This window comes from Pseudomonas sp. NFACC56-3, from assembly GCF_900100025.1.
GTDB lineage: Bacteria > Pseudomonadota > Gammaproteobacteria > Pseudomonadales > Pseudomonadaceae > Aquipseudomonas > Aquipseudomonas fluorescens_AA.
This window is the reverse complement of record NZ_FMTK01000022.1, coordinates 26,431-43,530: the sequence shown is the minus strand read 5'-3', so window position 1 is coordinate 43,530 and position 17,100 is coordinate 26,431. Positions and strand designations below refer to the sequence as shown.

The following is a 17,100-nucleotide window of genomic DNA, read 5'->3' as shown; positions in this document are numbered from 1 at the left end:
GCTTCAAGTCGTAAGCCTCAAGCCGTAAGTGGCGTGGCGTCGAGCCTTGGGCTCGACGCCGCTCCCTTGCAGTTTGTAGCTAGAAGCTTGCCGCTGCTTACTGCGATTTCCGGACCCGCAGGTACCACTCGGAAAGCAGTCGTACCTGTTTGTCGGTGTAGCCACGTTCGACCATGCGTGTGACAAAATCGTTGTGTTTTTGCTGGTCCTCCTTGCTGGCCTTGGCGTTGAAGCTGATGACGGGCAGCAGGTCTTCGGTGTTGGAGAACATTTTCTTCTCGATGACCACCCGCAGCTTTTCATAGCTGAGCCAGGTTGGGTTCTTGCCGTTGTTGTTGGCCCGGGCGCGCAGCACGAAGTTGACGATTTCGTTGCGGAAATCCTTCGGATTGCTGATGCCCGCCGGTTTCTCGATTTTTTCCAGTTCCTCGTTGAGGGCCACGCGATTGAGTATTTCGCCGGTTTCCGGGTCGCGGTATTCCTGGTCCTGGATCCAGAAGTCTGCGTACAGCACATAGCGGTCGAAGATGTTCTGGCCGTATTCGCTGTAGGACTCCAGGTAAGCCGTCTGGATTTCCTTGCCGATGAACTCGATGTAGCGAGGGGCCAGGTATTCCTTGAGGAAGCGCAGGTAACGCTCGCGGGTTTCGGCCTGGAACTGTTCCTGTTCGATCTGCTGTTCCAGCACATACAGCAGGTGAACCGGGTTGGCGGCAATTTCGTGGGGGTCGAAGTTGAAGACCTTGGACAGGATCTTGAACGCGAAGCGTGTGGACAGCCCGTTCATTCCTTCGTCGACGCCAGCGTTGTCGCGGTATTCCTGGATCGACTTGGCCTTCGGATCGGTGTCCTTGAGGTTTTCACCGTCGTACACACGCATCTTCGAATAGATGTTGGAGTTTTCCGGCTCCTTGAGGCGCGACAGCACCGTGAACTGGGCCAGCATCTTGAGGGTGTCGGGGGCGCAATGAGCCTTGGACAGCGAGCTGTTGAACAGCAGCTTGTCGTAGATCTTCACCTCGTCGGTCACTCGCAGGCAGTACGGCACCTTGACGATATAGATCCGGTCGATGAAGGCTTCGTTGTTCTTGTTGTTGCGGAAGGTATGCCATTCCGATTCGTTGGAGTGCGCCAGCAGGATGCCGGTGAACGGAATGGCCCCCAGGCCCTCGGTGCTGTTGTAGTTGCCTTCCTGGGTGGCGGTCAGCAGTGGGTGCAGCACCTTGATAGGTGCCTTGAACATTTCGACGAATTCCATCAGGCCCTGGTTGGCCCGGCACAGCGCACCCGAATAACTGTAGGCGTCGGCGTCGTTCTGTGGGAATTCTTCCAGCTTGCGGATATCGACCTTGCCTACCAGGGCCGAGATGTCCTGGTTGTTCTCGTCCCCCGGCTCGGTCTTGGCTACCGCGATCTGGTTGAGGATCGAGGGGTAGAGCTTGACCACCCGGAACTGGCTGATATCACCGCCGAACTCGGCCAGGCGCTTGGTCGCCCATGGCGACATGATGGTGTTGAGGTAGCGGCGTGGAATACCGAAGTCTTCCTCGAGGATCGCGCCGTCCTCCGTGGCATTGAACAGCCCCAGGGGCGATTCGAACACCGGCGAGCCCTTGATGGCATAGAAGGGTACTTTTTCGATCAGTTGCTTGAGTTTTTCGGCCAGGGACGATTTACCGCCACCCACGGGGCCGAGCAGATAAAGGATTTGTTTCTTCTCTTCCAGGCCTTGGGCGGCATGGCGGAAATAGGACACGATCTGTTCGATGCATTCTTCCATCCCGTGGAAGTCCGCAAAGGCCGGATAGCGGCGAATCACCTTGTTGGAGAAGATGCGCGAGAGCCTCGAGTTGGTCGAGGTATCCAGCAGCTCCGGTTCTCCGATGGCCAGCAACAGACGCTCCGCAGCCGACACATAGGCACTGCGGTCCTGCTTGCAGAGTTCGAGGTATTCCTGCAGCGAGTATTCCTCTTGCCGCGTGGACTCGAAACGTTGCTGGAAGTGGCTAAAAATGCTCATGACGTCACCTCGCTCGATACGTGGAGCCGGTGTCGGATCAATCAGTCGACGCTGGACAGCCGCTGGGAACCCAGTTGCCGTTTACCCCCCAGAATGCTTTCAAGAATGCAGGCTCCTGAAAGCTGACTCCCGATGACCCGCGCGCCGGTGTACCGGCTCTCCCCTGTTTTGGATGGCCTGAGGCTAAGGATAGTTCGGAATCACGGAGGTAAAGGTGGAATACGTAATTAGTTGTGGCAGACCGTTCGTCCGCCATCGCTCAAGCCCACGGTTCACGCGGGCTTGGCCGGGATAAAAAATTATTCGGCGGCGCCTTGCGCTGTTTCTGCAGGATACGTCGCGCGCCACAACTCAAAACCACCGTCCAGGCTGTAGACGTCGGTGAAGCCCTGGCTGACCAGATAGGCGGCTGCGCTCTGGCTGGAGTTGCCGTGATAGCAGACCACGACGGTCGGCGCATCGAGGTCGGCGGCACGGATGAAGTCGGCGATGGAATGGTTATCCAGGTGCTTGGCGCCACTGATGTGCAGAGCCGCAAACGTGGCTGGGTCGCGAACGTCGACGACGACCGCGCCTTGCTCGCGCAGGGCCTGGGCCTGTTCCGGGGGGATGCGTTTGAATTCGGTCATGGGGGACTCCTGTAGCTTGAGCGCAACGCCGGTCAAACGGCGGTGCCGGCCGGCAATGGTGCGGCGGTCGGGTGATGGATTCTGGCGTGGCCCTGTTCGTCGCAATCGCAACGCAGTTGCTCGCCCGTGTCGACGTTCATCAGCGTCATGGCGCTGCCCCACACGCAGCCGGTATCGAGGGCGAAGACGCCGGGTTCGTCGCATTGACCTCCCAGTGCCGCCCAGTGCCCGAAAATGATTTTCAGGTGACGGGTCTTGCGCTCGCTGTGCTTGAACCAGGGGGCGTAGCCGGGTGGTGCGGTCTCGATGCCTTCCTTGCCCTTGAGGTCGAGCTTGCCGTCGCGGGTGCAGAAACGCATGCGCGTGAAGTAATTGGTGATGACGCGAAGGCGAGCGCTGCCGGTGAGGTCGTTGTCCCACTTGACCGGCTCGTTGCCGTACATGCCATCCAGGTAGGGTGCGAACAGATTGTCGTCGCGCAATGCCTGTTCCACCTCGCTGGCGCACTTGAGCGCCTTGCGCAGGGACCACTGGGGCGGGATGCCGGCATGGACCAGCGCCAGGTTGCGTGGCTCGTCGTAGTGCATGAGCTTTTGCTGGCGCAGCCACTCCAGCAGTTCAACGCAATCGGGGGCCTCGAGGATTTCCCTCAAGGTGTCGGATTTTTTCAGGCGCTCGATGTTCTGCCAGGCGGCCAACAGGTGCAGGTCGTGGTTGCCGAGCACGCACACCAGCGACTGGCGGATGCCGTAGAGAAAACGCAACGTTTCAAGGGATTGCGGGCCACGGTTGACCAAGTCACCCACCAGCCACAGCGTGTCTTCCTGGGGATCGAAGGCGACGCGTTCCAATAGGCACTTGAGCGGATCGAGGCAGCCTTGCAGGTCGCCGACCGCATACGTGGCCATTAGTGCAGCGCTCCGGGCACGGCCAGGCGAAAGGGCTTGATGACAGCGTCGAAGCGCGTGCCGTCCTCGGCCAGCATCTGGTAGGTACCCTGCATGGTGCCGACCTTGGTGGTCATCACGGTCCCGCTGCTATAGCTGTGGCTTTTACCGGCGTCGATCAGCGGCTGCTGTCCGACAACGCCTTCACCACGCACTTCTTCGACATGGCCGTCGCCATCGGTGATGACCCAGTGCCGCGACAGCAGCCTGGCCGGCAAGGAGCCGTTGTTGCGCACGGTAATGCTGTAGGCGAAGGCGAAGCGGTCATGCTCGGGTTGCGACTGTTCTGCCAGAAAACGGGTGGTGACGCTGACGTCGACCTGGTAACGAGGATCAGACATGCAAATAAGGCCTTAAAAACGAAGCGGGACGCGGGCGCGACTCAGGAGATCAGTCTAGGCCAAGTATCGGGTAGTAGACCAGACTGGCGTACTGCCCGATAGCGCTTGTCGCCCGTTCAGCTGGCGTCGGCTTGCGGGGCGGCCTGTTCGCTGAGCTTGTCGGCCAGGCGTACGAAAGCCGCCAGGTCCAGCTGCTCGGGGCGCAGGCTGCCGTCGACGCCGGCGGCTTCGATTTCGGCGCTGCTGAGCAACAGTTTCAAGGTGTTGCGTAAGGTTTTGCGGCGTTGGTTGAACGCTTCGCGCACCACCCGTTCCAGCAGGCGATGATCCTTGGCCGGGTGCGGCAGGACGGCATGAGGCACCAGGCGGACGATGGCCGAATCGACTTTCGGCGGCGGGTTGAATGCACCCGGACCGACATTGAACAGGTGTTCGACCCGGCAATGGTACTGGACCATGATCGACAGGCGACCCCAATCGCCACCGCCAGGGCCGGCGGCGAGGCGCTCGACCACTTCTTTCTGCAGCATGAAGTGCATGTCGCGGATCAGGCTGGCGTTGCTCAGCAGATGGAAGATCAGCGGCGTGGAGATGTTGTACGGCAGGTTTCCCACCACCCGCAGGCTGTTCGGCGCGGCGTTCAGGCTATTGAAGTCGAACTTCAGCGCGTCCCCCTGGTGCAGGTTGAAATTGCTCTTGCCGGCGAACTGCTGGTTGAGGATCGGGACCAGGTCCTTGTCCAGTTCCACCACGTCCAGTTGCGCGCCGCTGTCGAGCAGGCCCTCGGTCAGGGCGCCCTGGCCCGGCCCGATTTCCAGCAGGCGGTCGTCGGGCTTGGCCCGGATGGAGCGCAGGATGCGATCGATCACGCCGGCGTCGTGCAGGAAGTTCTGGCCGAAGCGCTTGCGCGCGCGGTGTTGGTATTGCTCGGTCATAAATGGGTCTCGGCCATCTGGTAGGCGGTTTCCAGGGCGACTTGCAGGCTGCCGGTATCGATCTTGCCGCTGCCGGCCAGGTCCAGGGCGGTGCCATGGTCCACGGAGGTACGGATGATCGGCAGGCCCAACGTCACGTTGACTGCCGCGCCGAAGCCTTTGTACTTCAGCACGGGCAGGCCCTGGTCGTGGTACATCGCCAGCACCGCATCGCAGTGCTCCAGATATTTGGGGGTAAACAGAGTGTCGGCAGGCAGCGGGCCACGCAGGTCCATGCCCTCGCTGCGCAAGCGCTCCAAAGTGGGTTCGATGATGTCGATTTCTTCACGGCCCAGGTGCCCGCCTTCGCCGGCATGGGGATTGAGCCCACAGACCAGGATGCGTGGCCGGGCGATGCCGAATTTTTCCTGGAGGTCGGCGTGCAGGATGCGCGTGACCCGCTCCAGGCGTTCCGGGGTGATGGCGTCGGCGATGTCCCGCAAGGGCAAGTGAGTGGTCACCAGCGCCACACGCAGGCCGCGGGTGGCGAGCATCATCACCACTTGCGCGGTGTGGGTCAGGTCCGCCAGGAATTCGGTATGTCCGGAAAAGGCAATCCCGGATTCGTTGATCACGCCCTTGTGTACCGGTGCGGTGATCATGCCGGCGAATGTCCCGTCCAGGCAGCCTTGGCCGGCGCGGGTCAGGGTTTGCAGGACGAACGCGGCGTTGGCCTTGTCCAGCTGCCCGGTGACAACCGGGGCGCCCAAGGGCGTATCCCAGACATACAGGCTGTTGGCGGGCGCCGGGGTATCCGGCCAGGCCTGCGGTGTCACTGGCAACAGGTCGACGACCACCCCCAGTTGCGCGGCCCGTTCAAGGAGCAGGTCGCGACTGGTGATGGCAATCAGAGGATGCGGCTGGGGGTGCGAGGCGAGCAGCAGGCACAGGTCGGGACCGATGCCGGCTGGTTCGCCGGGTGTCAGCGCGAAACGCTTGGGTTTCACTGCGCTGCCTGGTCTGCACCAGGAAGTTTGATTTCAACGTAGGCTTCGTCGCGAATCTGACGCAGCCAGGTTTGCAGCTCTTCGTCATATTTGCGGTTGCGCAATACGGTCATCGCTTGCTGTTCGCGTGCCTGGGTGGTGCTGTCGGTGGCGCGACGGCCAAGGACTTCCAGTACGTGCCAGCCATACGGGCTCTTGAATGGCTTGGACAGTTGCCCTTGCGGGGTACTGGCCATGACCTGGCGGAACTCGGGAACCAGTGCATTCGGGTCAACCCAGTTCAGATCGCCGCCGTTGAGGGCCGACCCCGGGTCCTCGGAGAAACTCTTCGCCAGCTCGGCGAAGTCCTCGCCCGCTTCGATGCGGTCGTAGAGTTTTTCCGCCAGGCGCTTGGTCTCGGCTTCGCTGCGAATCTCGCTTGGCTTGATCAGGATGTGGCGAACATGCACTTCGTCACGAACCTGGGTTCCGCCACCGCGCTTTTCCAGCACTTTCAGGATAATGAAGCCGCCTGGGGTGCGTGCTGGCTGGGTGATGTCGCCCACGGCCATGGCGCTCAGCTCACGGTCGAACGGAGGCGGCAGTTGAGCGGGCTTGCGCCAGCCCATGTCACCGCCTTCCAGGGCGTTGTCGCTGCCCGACTTGGCAATAGCCATCTGGCTGAAATCAGCGCCTTGCTTGAGCTGCTGGTAGACATCCATTGCCTGGCGATAAGCGCTCTGGATGGCTTCGGAGTTGGCGCTTTCCGGGGTAGGAATCAGGATATTCGCCAAGTGCAGCTCTTCGGAAAGCTGCATCTTGCCCAGGTCGGAGGCGAGGAAATTCTTCACTTCCTGCTCCGACACCTGGATGCGTTCGGCGACACGGCGCTGGCGCACACGGCTGATGACCATTTCGCGACGGATCTGATCGCGGGCGTCCTCATAGGAGAGGCCGTCGCGAGCCAGGGCGGCGCGGAACTGGTCGATGCTCATGTTATTGCGCTGGGCAATGGTGCCGACAGCCTGGTTCAGTTCTTCATCGGTAATGCGAATGCCGGAACGCTCGCCGATCTGCAGTTGCAGGTTTTCGACGATCAGGCGCTCGAGCACTTGCTGGTCCAGTACCCCCGGTGGCGGCAGGCCCCCGCCGCGCTTGGCGATGGTTTGCTGCACTTCATGGACGCGCTGGTCCAGCTGGCTCTGCATGACCACGTCGTTGTCGACGATGGCCACGACCTTGTCGATGGACTGTACCGCGGCGTTGGCCGCGGTACCCAGGAACAGCGCGCCCAGCATCAGCGGGCGCAGACAATCAGAAAGCTTGTTCTTCACGTTCACGATAACCTTGGATGCCTTTGTCGAGGAAGCTCTCTACCTTGGCGCCGGTGAGGCCGCCGAGTCCCTTCAGAACAATTTGGAGGAAGACGCCGTGGTCGCCTTTTTCGTTTTCCGGGGCGGCTTGACTGAATTCCTCATAGTCGACCCAGTAGCGGTTGATCAGGCGCAGTTTCCAGCAGCAGTTGTCGTATTCGAAACCACCGAAGGCTTCCAGGGTACGATTGCGGTTGTAGTCATACTGCCAACGGCTGATGGCGTTCCACTGCGGCACGATCGGCCAGATGACCGAGAAATCGTGCTGCTTGATCTTGTAGTAGTCCTTCACGTAGCCAGGCTGGCCAGGCGTGCCGTAGTCGCCACCGCCCACTTGCCATCGTCCAGTCGTCTGGTCGTAACGGACCTGGTCGTTGCGATACCGGTATCCGGCGTTGATAACCTTGTTCGGGTTGTCTTCCGGCTGATAATGGAACATCGCACTGCCCGAGCGGGGGCTGTGGCTGTCCGGGTCCCAGTTGTAGTCGGCCGTGGTGCGCCAGTCGCGGTTCCAGCGGTATTCGTACTCCAGTGCGTAAGGAGAAACGCTGGAATGCGCATCTTCACGCGTCTTGTAGTCGATACCCGGCAGTTGAACTTCGCGATCCTTGAAGTAGAAGGCCTGGCCGACGCTGATGCGCTGGCGTTCGAAGCCATCTTCCTGAATCCAGCGGTTGGTCACGCCCAAGGACAACTTGTTTTCGTCGCCAACACGGTCGGAACCAGTGAAGCGGTTGTCCCGGAACAGCGACGAGTAGTTGAAGGTGCTTTCGCTGGTGTCGAAAACCGGAATGTCGCTCTGGTCTTTCTCAGGCACATAGAGATAGTACAAGCGCGGTTCCAAGGTCTGGCGGTAATTCTTGCCAAACCACTGGGTATCCCGGTCGAAGTAGAGACCGCTGTCGATGCTTGCGATCGGCACTCCACGGCTTTGGTTGCGGCTGTAGGTACCATTCAGACGGTCGCCTTCCGCATCTTGAGCGGCGATATCTGCCTTGCCACGATTATCCAGGTCCAGATCGTACTGGGTGTATTGGTATTTGAGCGAGGGTTTGATGTATCCATAGCTCGCATTCATCGGCAAGCTCATCACGGGGGCCAGATTCATCCGGTCGCCGGTGGCACGGGCCAGGCCAGTTACGTTTCTGTCAAGGAAAGGCTCGGTGGTGCCGTCCTCATTGGTGTAATCCCCGGTCCGCAGATCACGATCAAACCGCACGAACTCAGTGTTATAGGCGAAATCCAAGCCACCCGGATGCTGCGGCAGCGCACCGTTGAAGGTGATCTGCGGCAAGCGATCGTACGGCGTGATGTTCGAGATCGTGGCCATTTGATAGGCCTGGACGTTCAACCGCGCCGCGTACGTATCGCCGCGATAGCTGACCGCGCCCTGCTGATTCACGAAGTCCCTGGACTCGACACCGATCTGGTCGGTCTGCAGGTCCTGGAAGTAGTAAGGGTCGCTGATCTTGGTGTAGTCGACTTCCGTCAGCACGCGGGAATCGAGCCCGCCCTTGTGCTGCCAGTTGTACATGTAGCGAGTCTTGCTGTAGTCGGTCTGCTGGGCGCGTTCATCTTCTTCGTCGTTGAGGTACGCAGCACCGAACTGACCTTCGCTGGACTTGGTCAGGTAGCGGAACTCGCCTTCCATCAACAGGCCGCGCTTGGCCATGTAGCGCGGGTACAACGTGGCGTCGTAGTTCGGCGCCAGGTTGAAGTAGTACGGAGTGACCAACAGGAACCCGGTATCGCTGCCGCTGCCGATGGTCGGCGGCAGGAAGCCGGACTGGCGACGGTCGTCGATCGGGAAGTAGATGTACGGCGTGTACAGGACCGGAAAGTCCTTGACCCGCAGCGTCACGTTGGTCGCGGTGCCGAAGCCGGTGGCCGGGTTCAGGGTGATGTTGTTGCCCTTGAGCGTCCAGGCGTTGCTGCCCGGTTCGCACGTGGTGTAGGTACCGTCCTTGAGGCGGATGATCGCGTTCTCGGCACGCTTGGCGTACAGCGCGTTACCGCGGATGCGCGACTTGTGCATCACGTATTCGGCGTTGTCGACCTTGGCTTCGCCAGTGTCCAGCTGTACCTCGGCGTGGTCGCCGACGATCAGTGCGCCGTTGTCGCGAACCCGCACGTTGCCGTTCAGCTCGCCACGGTTCTCGGCCTGGTACAGGCTGGCCTCGTCGGCCTCGACCTGCATGCTGCCCTGACGCATGACCACATCGCCGGCCAGGGTTGCCACTTGCTGTTCCTGCTCATAGCGGGAAGCCTTGGCGCCGAGGAAGGTCGGGGCGTCGCTCTTGGCCGTCTTGTCATTCATGCCGGGGCGAGAGGGCTCGATATAGGCACCCGCGCAGTAAGGACCGGTTTCAGCCAGTTGCGCCGGGGTGAGGTTCTCTCGTGGAACCCAATCCAGGTGGCTGTAGTCTGCACTGCGCGACTTCAGGCCGCGGCCCTTGGCTTCGGTAACGAGCATCGGCTTTTCGCCGGCTTCCTCGACCGAGCCGCTGTCGGCTGGCGCCGCGCCGCTGTCGGAAACCGCACTGCCGTCATGCACGGGGCGCGGCGGCAACGCGGCGGCCGGTGTCTTGGGTGCACAGTCCCAGGCACCCGAAGCGGAGACGGAGCAGTCATACTGCTGCGCCGCGACGACGAATGAAGAGGCCAGGGGTTGCAGGGCCAGCAGACTGCCGGTGACCAGCAACGGAAATTTTTTACGAAACGCGGGGGATTTCAATGCCATCTTATTAGTCCGGGCTTCCTGCGTGCCATCTGCCCGCGGTGTGGGCCGCACGCCTCTCGATGGTCTGAAAAAGATGCTGGATAATAAAGCATGACCCGCTTGACGGCTAGCGCCGTCGGAGACCCTTGCAATGCCCGACCAAGATGTACGCTTGCAACACCTGAAAGTTTGGCTCGATGAACAACTGCCGATCCTTTTCACTCAACAGGGTTGGGGCACCGTACCCCCGGCCACGTTGACCGCCGCCAGCAGTGACGCGAGTTTCCGGCGGTATTTCCGCTGGGAAGGCGAGGGCCGCAGTTTGATCGTAATGGACGCGCCACCGCCCCAGGAAAACTGCAAACCTTTCGTGGATATTGCTTTTTTACTGGCGAAATCCGGCATCAACGTGCCAAAAATTTATGCCGAAGACCTTGAACGCGGCTTTCTTTTGCTCAATGACCTGGGCAATCAGACCTACCTGGACGTGATCGACGGCGAAAATGCCGACGATTTATTCGGCGATGCCTTGCAAGCCTTGTTGGCTTTCCAGCAACTGCCGATGGTCGCGCCGTTGCCGAGCTACGATGTCGCGTTGCTGCGTCGGGAGCTGGAATTGTTTCCCGAGTGGTACGTCAAGCGCGAGCTGGGCATCGAATTCGATCCGGCCCAGCAGCAGCTCTGGCAACAGGCCAGCGAGCTGTTGATCGACAGCGCCCTGGCCCAGCCCAAAGTGCTGGTGCACCGCGACTACATGCCGCGCAACCTGATGCTCAGCGTACCGAACCCCGGTGTGCTGGACTTTCAGGATGCGGTCTATGGCCCGGTGACCTACGACGTGACCTGCCTGTTCAAGGATGCCTTCCTCAGTTGGCCCGAGGCGCGTGTGCGCGGTTGGCTCGAGCGTTACTGGCAGCAGGCTGGCGCCCTTGGCATTCCCGTACAGCCGGATCTCGAGGATTTCCTGCGGGCCAGCGACTTGATGGGCGTGCAGCGTCACCTCAAGGTCATCGGGATCTTCGCGCGCATTTGCCACCGTGATGGCAAACCACGTTACCTCGGCGATGTGCCGCGTTTCTTTGCCTATATAGAAGCGGTCATTGCCCGGCGTCCTGAACTGGCACCGCTCGATGAGCTGCTTGGCAGCCTGCGGCGGTCGGCCGGAGCAACGGCATGAAGGCGATGATCCTGGCGGCGGGCAGGGGCGAGCGCATGCGCCCCTTGACCCTCACCACGCCAAAGCCGTTGATTCGCGTGGGTGGCGTTCCCTTGATCGAATACCACTTGCGAGCGCTCGCCAAGGCCGGGTTCAGCGAGATCGTGATCAATCACGCCTGGCTCGGCCAGCAGATCGAAGATCACCTGGGGGACGGTTCGGGTTTTGGCGTGAGCATTCGGTTTTCACCCGAAGGCGAGCCGCTGGAGACCGGGGGAGGGATTTTCCGGGCCTTGCCGTTGCTGGGCGATGACGCGTTTGTGGTGGTCAATGGCGATATCTGGACCGACTACGATTTCAGCGCGTTGCGCAGGCCGCTCAAAGGGCTGGCGCACCTGGTGCTTGTCGATAATCCGGAGCATCACCCGGACGGCGATTTCATCCTGGCCGACGGAAAGGTTCACGATGGGCGAACGCCTGCCGACAACCTGACCTATAGCGGCATCGCCGTCCTGCACCCGCGGTTGTTCGACGGTTGCACTGGCGGTGCCTTCAAGCTCGCACCGCTGTTGCGCACGGCCATGGCCGAGGGGGGCGTCAGTGGCGAGCACCTGAAAGGGCATTGGGTCGATGTCGGCACCCATGAGCGTTTGGCGCAGGTCGAAACCTTGATAGAAGCGAGCGGTTGATATGTGGTGGCCAGGGACTCTGATTGGAGCCGGGGCGGGCTTTGCCATCGCCAGCATTCCGGGGGCCATGCTTGGCGCGTTGTTGGGACAGGCGCTGGACCGGCGCCTGAACCTGCAGGGCTGGGCGCAAGTACGCGAGCGCCTGGGCGGCCGCCCGGCGTTGCGCAACGATGAATTGTTGTTCGTATTGCTCGGGCGCCTGGCCAAATGCGATGGGCGCGTGGTCGACGGCCACATCCAGCAAGCTCGCCAGGAGATGCGGGCGTTGGACTTGAGTGAATCGGCGCAGCGCCGGGCGATCGCGGCGTTCAACCGGGGCAAGTCCGGAAACGATCGGTTGCGCGGTTACATGCGTCGCCTGGCCGTCCAGCCCCATGCGGCTGAAGGGGTATTGCGCGCCTGTTGGCGGATGGTCTGGGCCGATGGGCGTGCCGGTGTCGCCGAGCGGGAGCTGGTGGCCCAATGGGGCCGCTGGTTGGGCTGGACGCCGCAACAGGTCCAGGCGCTGGCGGCTGATTACGAACCGCAGAAACTGTCGCGGCCCAACGCCGGCGTGACCTATCAGGAGGCCTTGCGCTTGCTGGGGGTTTCGGCCACCAGCGAACCGTCGCAGATCAAGCGTGCCTACCGGCGACTGCTCAGCCGTCATCACCCGGACAAGATTGCCGGCAGCGGGGCGACGCCCTTGCAGGTGCGTGAAGCCACCGACAAAACCCGAGAGCTGCATAACGCCTACCGGTTGATTCGCGAGCGGCGGGATTTTCGCTAGAAGGGATAACAGTAGATAAGGAGGGGAACAACTGTGGCGAGGGGATTTATCCCCGCTCGAGTGCGCAGCGCTCGCCATCAGATTGTGTTGTTGCGCGGGTTTTAGGGTTGCTGCGCAACCCAGCGGGGATAAATCCCCTCGCCACAAAGTCAGTCTTCGGCTTGGCCAGCAGTAAGCCTCACTCCCCCGGCTTCTGCGGATTCAACCAACCCCGGACCCGACGAAACAACTGCTCCTGCTCCGCTGACGGGTTCGGCAGGGCCTTGAGGGATACCTGGCTGAAGGTCGAACCTTTCAAGCGTTTGCTCGCCTGCAGGCGCTCCAGCGCCGCGTTGCGATCCAGCGGTTTGTCCATGTAGAAAATATCGGCGGTCGCCAGTTTCAAGGTCGGGGTCAGTTCGGCCAGGCCGGGCTTGGCAGTGACCGGCGTCTGCGCAGCCACCATCACGAAGCGTTCGACTTGCGAGGGTTGCTTTTCACTCAAGTAACGCGCGGCCCAATAGGCGCCGGTGCCATGGCCCAGTAGCACGATACGGCGTGCGCTTTGCTGTTCGGCGTAGGCCAGCGCCGCATCGATGCGGGCGAAGATGCGCTCGGCGTCGGCCTTGGCATGTTCTTCATCGGTTTGCGCAACGACCGGATCCACCGCATCGGCTTCGCCGCCGGCGACCTGTTCGATCGGCGCCGAAGTGGTCGCGTCCGGTGCCGCGGCAGCCGTGTCGGCCGGCTTGGTCTCGGGCGCGGCTTCCTCCACGCGAGGAGCAATGACGTCGCTTTGCAGGTCCGGCAGGGTGATACTCAGGCTGCTCCATTCAACATCGGGCAACTTTTTGCGTAATGGGCCGACGACTTGAGGCCAGTCAGCGGTTTCGCCGGCACCGGGGATGATGATGACCGCGCCTCTGGGGTCACTGGTATTCGCCGGTTTCCACAGTGCCAGGAAAGTGTCGCTGCCGGTCTGCAACTGTTGCTGTTCCTGGGGCGGGAGTTTTCGCCCCAGTGCGGCCGCTTCTTCCTGGCTACGCTCGAGCAAAGGCTGGCGCTCGACAGGTTTTTCCCCGGCGGGTTGCTCGGTGGCGGGGGCCGTTTCGCTGGCCTGGACAGAAAAGGCACTTGGCAGGATCAGCGATAGGCACAATGCTGGCAACGCCAGGCGATAAACAGAGGGCATCGGATATTCCATGACCAGAAGTATTTCCGGCAGCCTAATGGGTTGGTCTGTATTTGTCAGTGCATGAGACTTCAATGATGCGTTTTTGCTGCCTGTGGGTTATCGGCTGTTTATGGCTTCCCTTGATGGCGTGGGCCGCGCCCGCGCCGTCGGCGCCAGGGGTGCAATTGAATGCAGAACAGCGCCAATGGCTGGTGCAACATCCGCAGTGGCGGGTCGGCCTGGTCTTGCAGGCGCCCTATGCGCAATACGACCGGCGCTTGCAGCGTTTGTCCGGCACCAATGTCGAGTTGATGCAGTGGCTGGGCAAGGCGTTGAACGTCGAGCTGACCTGGCGCAACTTCCAGGACGTGGCGCAACTGGAAGCCGCGGTGCGTGCCGGCGAGGTGGACATCGCTCCGGGCCTGACCCAATCCCCGGGCGGGCTCAAGCTCTGGCAGTTTTCCGATCCCTACATGCGCGTGCCGCAATTGATCGTCGGCGCGCAGAAAGGCGCCGAGGGGGTGGAGTTGGAAAAGCTCGACGCCCAGGCCCGCGTCGCGGTGCGCATGCCCAGTGCCACGGCCGATTACCTGCGCAGCAACTACCCGACGCTGAACCTGCAAGGCGTGCCGATGGAGCGCGAGGCCCTGCAATTGCTGCTGACCCAGCAGGCCCGGTACGCGGTGGTCGACGAGGCGCAACTGGGTAGGTTGATGGTCGAACCCGAATTCGCCGAGCTGGCGGTGGTGGGCGACATTGGCTTGCCGCAGTTGCTACGGGTTGCCACACGCCGGGACTGGCCGGAGCTGGCAGAAATCATCGACAGAGGTTTGCAGGCAATCCCGGCCAAGGAGCTGGAGCAGTTGCACAGTCGTTGGCTCAAGCCAAAATACCCGCGCCTGACCGAGACCCCGGGTTTCTGGCAGAACCTGACCCTGTTGATCCTGGCCCTGCTGCTCAGCAGTGTCGCCATCGTGTTCTGGCAGCGCCGCCAGCAACGCGCACTGGAGCGCCGCCTGCGTGCCGCGAGGGAGGACATCGCCCAGCGTGCGGCCAGCGAAGAAGCCTTGCGCCTGACCCAGTTCTCCATCGATCAAAGCACGGTCGGCATCCTGTGGGTCAATTGGGACAGCCACGTGCGGTATGCCAACCGAGCGGCCGAAACCATGCTCGGCTACGCCTCGGGCGCCATCATCGACCGGCCCCTGATCGACTTCGAGCCGGGCTTGCACATGGACCGTTGGTTGAACCTGTGGAAGCGCGCCCGGGCCAGTGAAGAGGGGCCGCAGAGCTTCGAAACCGAGTGCGTGCGAGCCGATGGCAGCATCCTGCCGACCGACGTTTCCCTGAGCTTTCTGCGTTTTCGCGACGCCGAATACCTGGTGGTCTACCTCAATGATGTGACCGAGCGCCGACGTGCGCTGGCGGCGTTGCGCGAAAGCGAGGCGCGGCTGCAAGGCATCGCCGCCAATGTGCCGGGCCTGGTCTTTCGCCTGGAGCGGGCGCCGGTGACCGGCCAGATCGACTATGCCTACATCAGCGAAGGCAGCGAAAGCCTGGTGGGCTATTCCCCTGCGACCCTGGCCCGCAGCGACACCGGGCTGCGTAGCCTGGTGCATCCGCAGGACAAGGCCGATTATCACCGCACCCAGGACCAGGCGCTGGATACCGACAGTGACTGGTCATGGCAGGGCCGCATCCTGACCCGCGAAGGCCAGGAGCGTTGGGCCGAGATCAAGGCGATCACTCGGCGTCTCGAAGATGGCGCCTATGTCTGGGACGGTATCGTCTGGGACATCACCGACAGCAAGCGCATCGAACTGGAATTGGCTCGTTCCCGGGAGCAGTTGCGCGAGTTGTCGGCGCACCTGGAAAGCGTGCGGGAAGAGGAAAAAGCGCGCATTGCCCGGGAAGTCCACGATGAGCTGGGCCAGATGCTGACGGTGTTGAAGCTTGAAACTTCCATGTGTGAATTGGCCTACGCGCAACTCGACCCGGGCCTGCATGAGCGGCTTAACAGCATGAAGCGCCTGATTGCTCAGTTGTTCCAGCTGGTGCGGGATGTGGCGACGGCGTTGCGCCCGCCAATCCTGGATGCCGGCATCGCCTCGGCCATCGAATGGCAGGCCCGGCGCTTCGAGGCGCGAACGCAGATCCCTTGCCTGGTGCAGGTGCCGGACAACCTGCCGCCCCTGAGCGACGCCAAGGCCATCGGCCTGTTCCGGATTCTCCAGGAGGCGCTGACCAACGTGATGCGCCATGCCCAGGCGCATACCGTGGAGTTGACGCTGGTTCAGCAAGGCGCTGATTTATGTCTGACCGTCAGCGACGACGGTGTAGGATTTATTGCCGATACGAGCCGGCCAACGTCCTTTGGCCTGGTCGGCATGCGTGAGCGGGTGCTGATCATGGGGGGACAGTTGACCCTGGACAGTGAGCCCGGGGAGGGCACCACCCTGTCGGTGCGGGTGCCGTTGAATGAGGCCTGATGGTTTGGGTTGCCTGGGCTGACGCTATCGCGAGCAAGCTCGCTCCCACATCGATCGAGGTGTACACAAACCGTGTGGGAGCGAGCTTGCTCGCGATGAGATCCTGAATCTGGAGAAGCATGTGATCCGTGTACTGGTAGCCGAAGACCACACCATCGTCCGCGAAGGCATCAAGCAGTTGATCGGCCTGGCCAAGGATCTGCTGGTGGTGGGGGAGGCGAGCAATGGCGAACAGTTGCTCGAGACCCTGCGCCACGTGCCCTGCGAAGTGGTGCTGCTGGATATCTCCATGCCGGGCGTCAACGGCCTGGAGGCGATCCCGCGGATCCGTGCGTTGAACAATCCGCCAGCCATCCTGGTGCTGTCGATGCATGACGAGGCGCAAATGGCCGCCCGTGCCCTGAAGGTCGGCGCCGCGGGCTACGCAACCAAGGACAGCGACCCGGCCCTGCTGCTCATGGCGATTCGCAAGGTCGCGGCCGGCGGGCGCTACATCGACCCGGACCTGGCCGACCGCATGGTCTTCGAAGTCGGCCTGACCGACACCCGCCCGCTGCACTCGCTGCTGTCCGAGCGTGAATTCTCGGTTTTCGAACGCCTGGCCCAGGGCGCCAACGTCAACGACATCGCCCAGCAACTGGCCCTGAGCAGCAAGACCATCAGCACCCACAAGGCGCGGCTGATGCAGAAACTCAACATCACCTCATTGGCCGAGTTGGTGAAGTATGCGATGGAGCACAAGTTGCTCTGAGCTTCAGCACGCCCTCTGTGGGAGCGAGCTTGCTCGCGATGGCGGCGGCACATTCAATATTGATGTTGGCTGACACTCCGCTATCGCGAGCAAGCTCGCTCCCACAGGGTTTTGTCTCGGCATATCCATTTGCGACACACCCCGACAGCGCCTTTTGCCCCTGC

General features: G+C 61.8%; 14 protein-coding genes. 5 read left to right on the top strand and 9 right to left on the bottom strand.

Annotated elements, in window-relative coordinates; translation table 11 throughout:
• Positions 1-97: 97 nt before the first annotated feature.
• The 8 genes from BLO80_RS23725 to BLO80_RS23690 form a co-directional block, all read right to left on the bottom strand.
• Positions 98-2,020: a PrkA family serine protein kinase gene (locus BLO80_RS23725; protein ID WP_053125937.1), complete on the bottom strand. Its 1,923-nt coding sequence runs from the start codon at positions 2,018-2,020 to the stop codon at positions 98-100.
• Positions 2,021-2,319: 299 nt separating this feature from the next.
• Complete coding sequence (glpE, locus tag BLO80_RS23720; RefSeq protein ID WP_092331246.1) at positions 2,320-2,649, bottom strand: thiosulfate sulfurtransferase GlpE; 330 nt, start codon at positions 2,647-2,649, stop codon at positions 2,320-2,322.
• 32 nt (positions 2,650-2,681) lie between these two features.
• Entirely contained in the window at positions 2,682-3,557 is an 876-nt protein-coding gene (locus BLO80_RS23715; RefSeq protein ID WP_092331243.1) for a symmetrical bis(5'-nucleosyl)-tetraphosphatase, read from the bottom strand.
• Positions 3,557-3,937: a Co2+/Mg2+ efflux protein ApaG gene (apaG, locus tag BLO80_RS23710; RefSeq protein ID WP_053125932.1), complete on the bottom strand. Its 381-nt coding sequence runs from the start codon at positions 3,935-3,937 to the stop codon at positions 3,557-3,559. Before apaG ends, BLO80_RS23715 begins: the two co-directional genes overlap by 1 nt.
• A gap of 116 nt (positions 3,938-4,053) precedes the next feature.
• The gene (gene rsmA / locus BLO80_RS23705) at positions 4,054-4,872 is read right to left on the bottom strand and encodes a 16S rRNA (adenine(1518)-N(6)/adenine(1519)-N(6))-dimethyltransferase RsmA (RefSeq protein WP_092331241.1); all 819 of its coding nucleotides are present in this window, start codon (positions 4,870-4,872) and stop codon (positions 4,054-4,056) included.
• Complete coding sequence (pdxA, locus tag BLO80_RS23700) at positions 4,869-5,858, bottom strand: 4-hydroxythreonine-4-phosphate dehydrogenase PdxA (protein ID WP_092331238.1); 990 nt, start codon at positions 5,856-5,858, stop codon at positions 4,869-4,871. The genes rsmA and pdxA overlap by 4 nt, the downstream gene beginning before the upstream one ends.
• Complete coding sequence (surA, locus tag BLO80_RS23695; protein ID WP_139197104.1) at positions 5,855-7,171, bottom strand: peptidylprolyl isomerase SurA; 1,317 nt, start codon at positions 7,169-7,171, stop codon at positions 5,855-5,857. Before surA ends, pdxA begins: the two co-directional genes overlap by 4 nt.
• On the bottom strand, positions 7,152-9,950 hold the full coding sequence (locus BLO80_RS23690; protein WP_092331236.1) for an LPS-assembly protein LptD: 2,799 nt from the start codon (positions 9,948-9,950) through the stop codon (positions 7,152-7,154). The genes surA and BLO80_RS23690 overlap by 20 nt, the downstream gene beginning before the upstream one ends.
• Positions 9,951-10,080: 130 nt before the next feature.
• On the opposite strand from BLO80_RS23690, the gene BLO80_RS23685 reads away from it, so the two are divergent.
• The 3 genes from BLO80_RS23685 to BLO80_RS23675 are packed head-to-tail and all read left to right on the top strand — an operon-like array spanning position 10,081 to position 12,543.
• Positions 10,081-11,106 carry an aminoglycoside phosphotransferase family protein gene (locus BLO80_RS23685; protein ID WP_092331233.1) on the top strand — a complete coding sequence of 342 codons (1,026 nt, stop codon included), beginning with the start codon at positions 10,081-10,083 and terminating at the stop codon, positions 11,104-11,106.
• Positions 11,103-11,774, top strand: coding sequence for an N-acetylmuramate alpha-1-phosphate uridylyltransferase MurU (gene murU, locus BLO80_RS23680; protein ID WP_092331231.1), 672 nt, complete (start codon positions 11,103-11,105; stop codon positions 11,772-11,774). The genes BLO80_RS23685 and murU overlap by 4 nt, the downstream gene beginning before the upstream one ends.
• 1 nt (position 11,775) lies before the next feature.
• Positions 11,776-12,543, top strand: a complete 768-nt coding sequence (locus tag BLO80_RS23675) for a TerB family tellurite resistance protein (RefSeq protein WP_092331228.1) — start codon at positions 11,776-11,778, stop codon at positions 12,541-12,543.
• Between the two features lie 178 nt (positions 12,544-12,721).
• On the opposite strand, the gene BLO80_RS23670 is transcribed toward BLO80_RS23675, so the two are convergent.
• Positions 12,722-13,714 (bottom strand): alpha/beta hydrolase family protein, encoded by a 993-nt coding sequence (locus BLO80_RS23670; RefSeq protein ID WP_092331225.1) that lies wholly within the window; start codon positions 13,712-13,714, stop codon positions 12,722-12,724.
• A gap of 74 nt (positions 13,715-13,788) precedes the next feature.
• Here BLO80_RS23670 and BLO80_RS23665 point away from each other — a divergent pair, with 74 nt between their 5' ends.
• Entirely contained in the window at positions 13,789-16,185 is a 2,397-nt protein-coding gene (locus BLO80_RS23665; RefSeq protein WP_092331223.1) for a PAS domain-containing sensor histidine kinase, read from the top strand.
• A gap of 121 nt (positions 16,186-16,306) precedes the next feature.
• On the top strand, positions 16,307-16,936 hold the full coding sequence (locus BLO80_RS23660) for a response regulator (protein ID WP_003177702.1): 630 nt from the start codon (positions 16,307-16,309) through the stop codon (positions 16,934-16,936).
• Positions 16,937-17,100 lie beyond the last annotated feature (164 nt).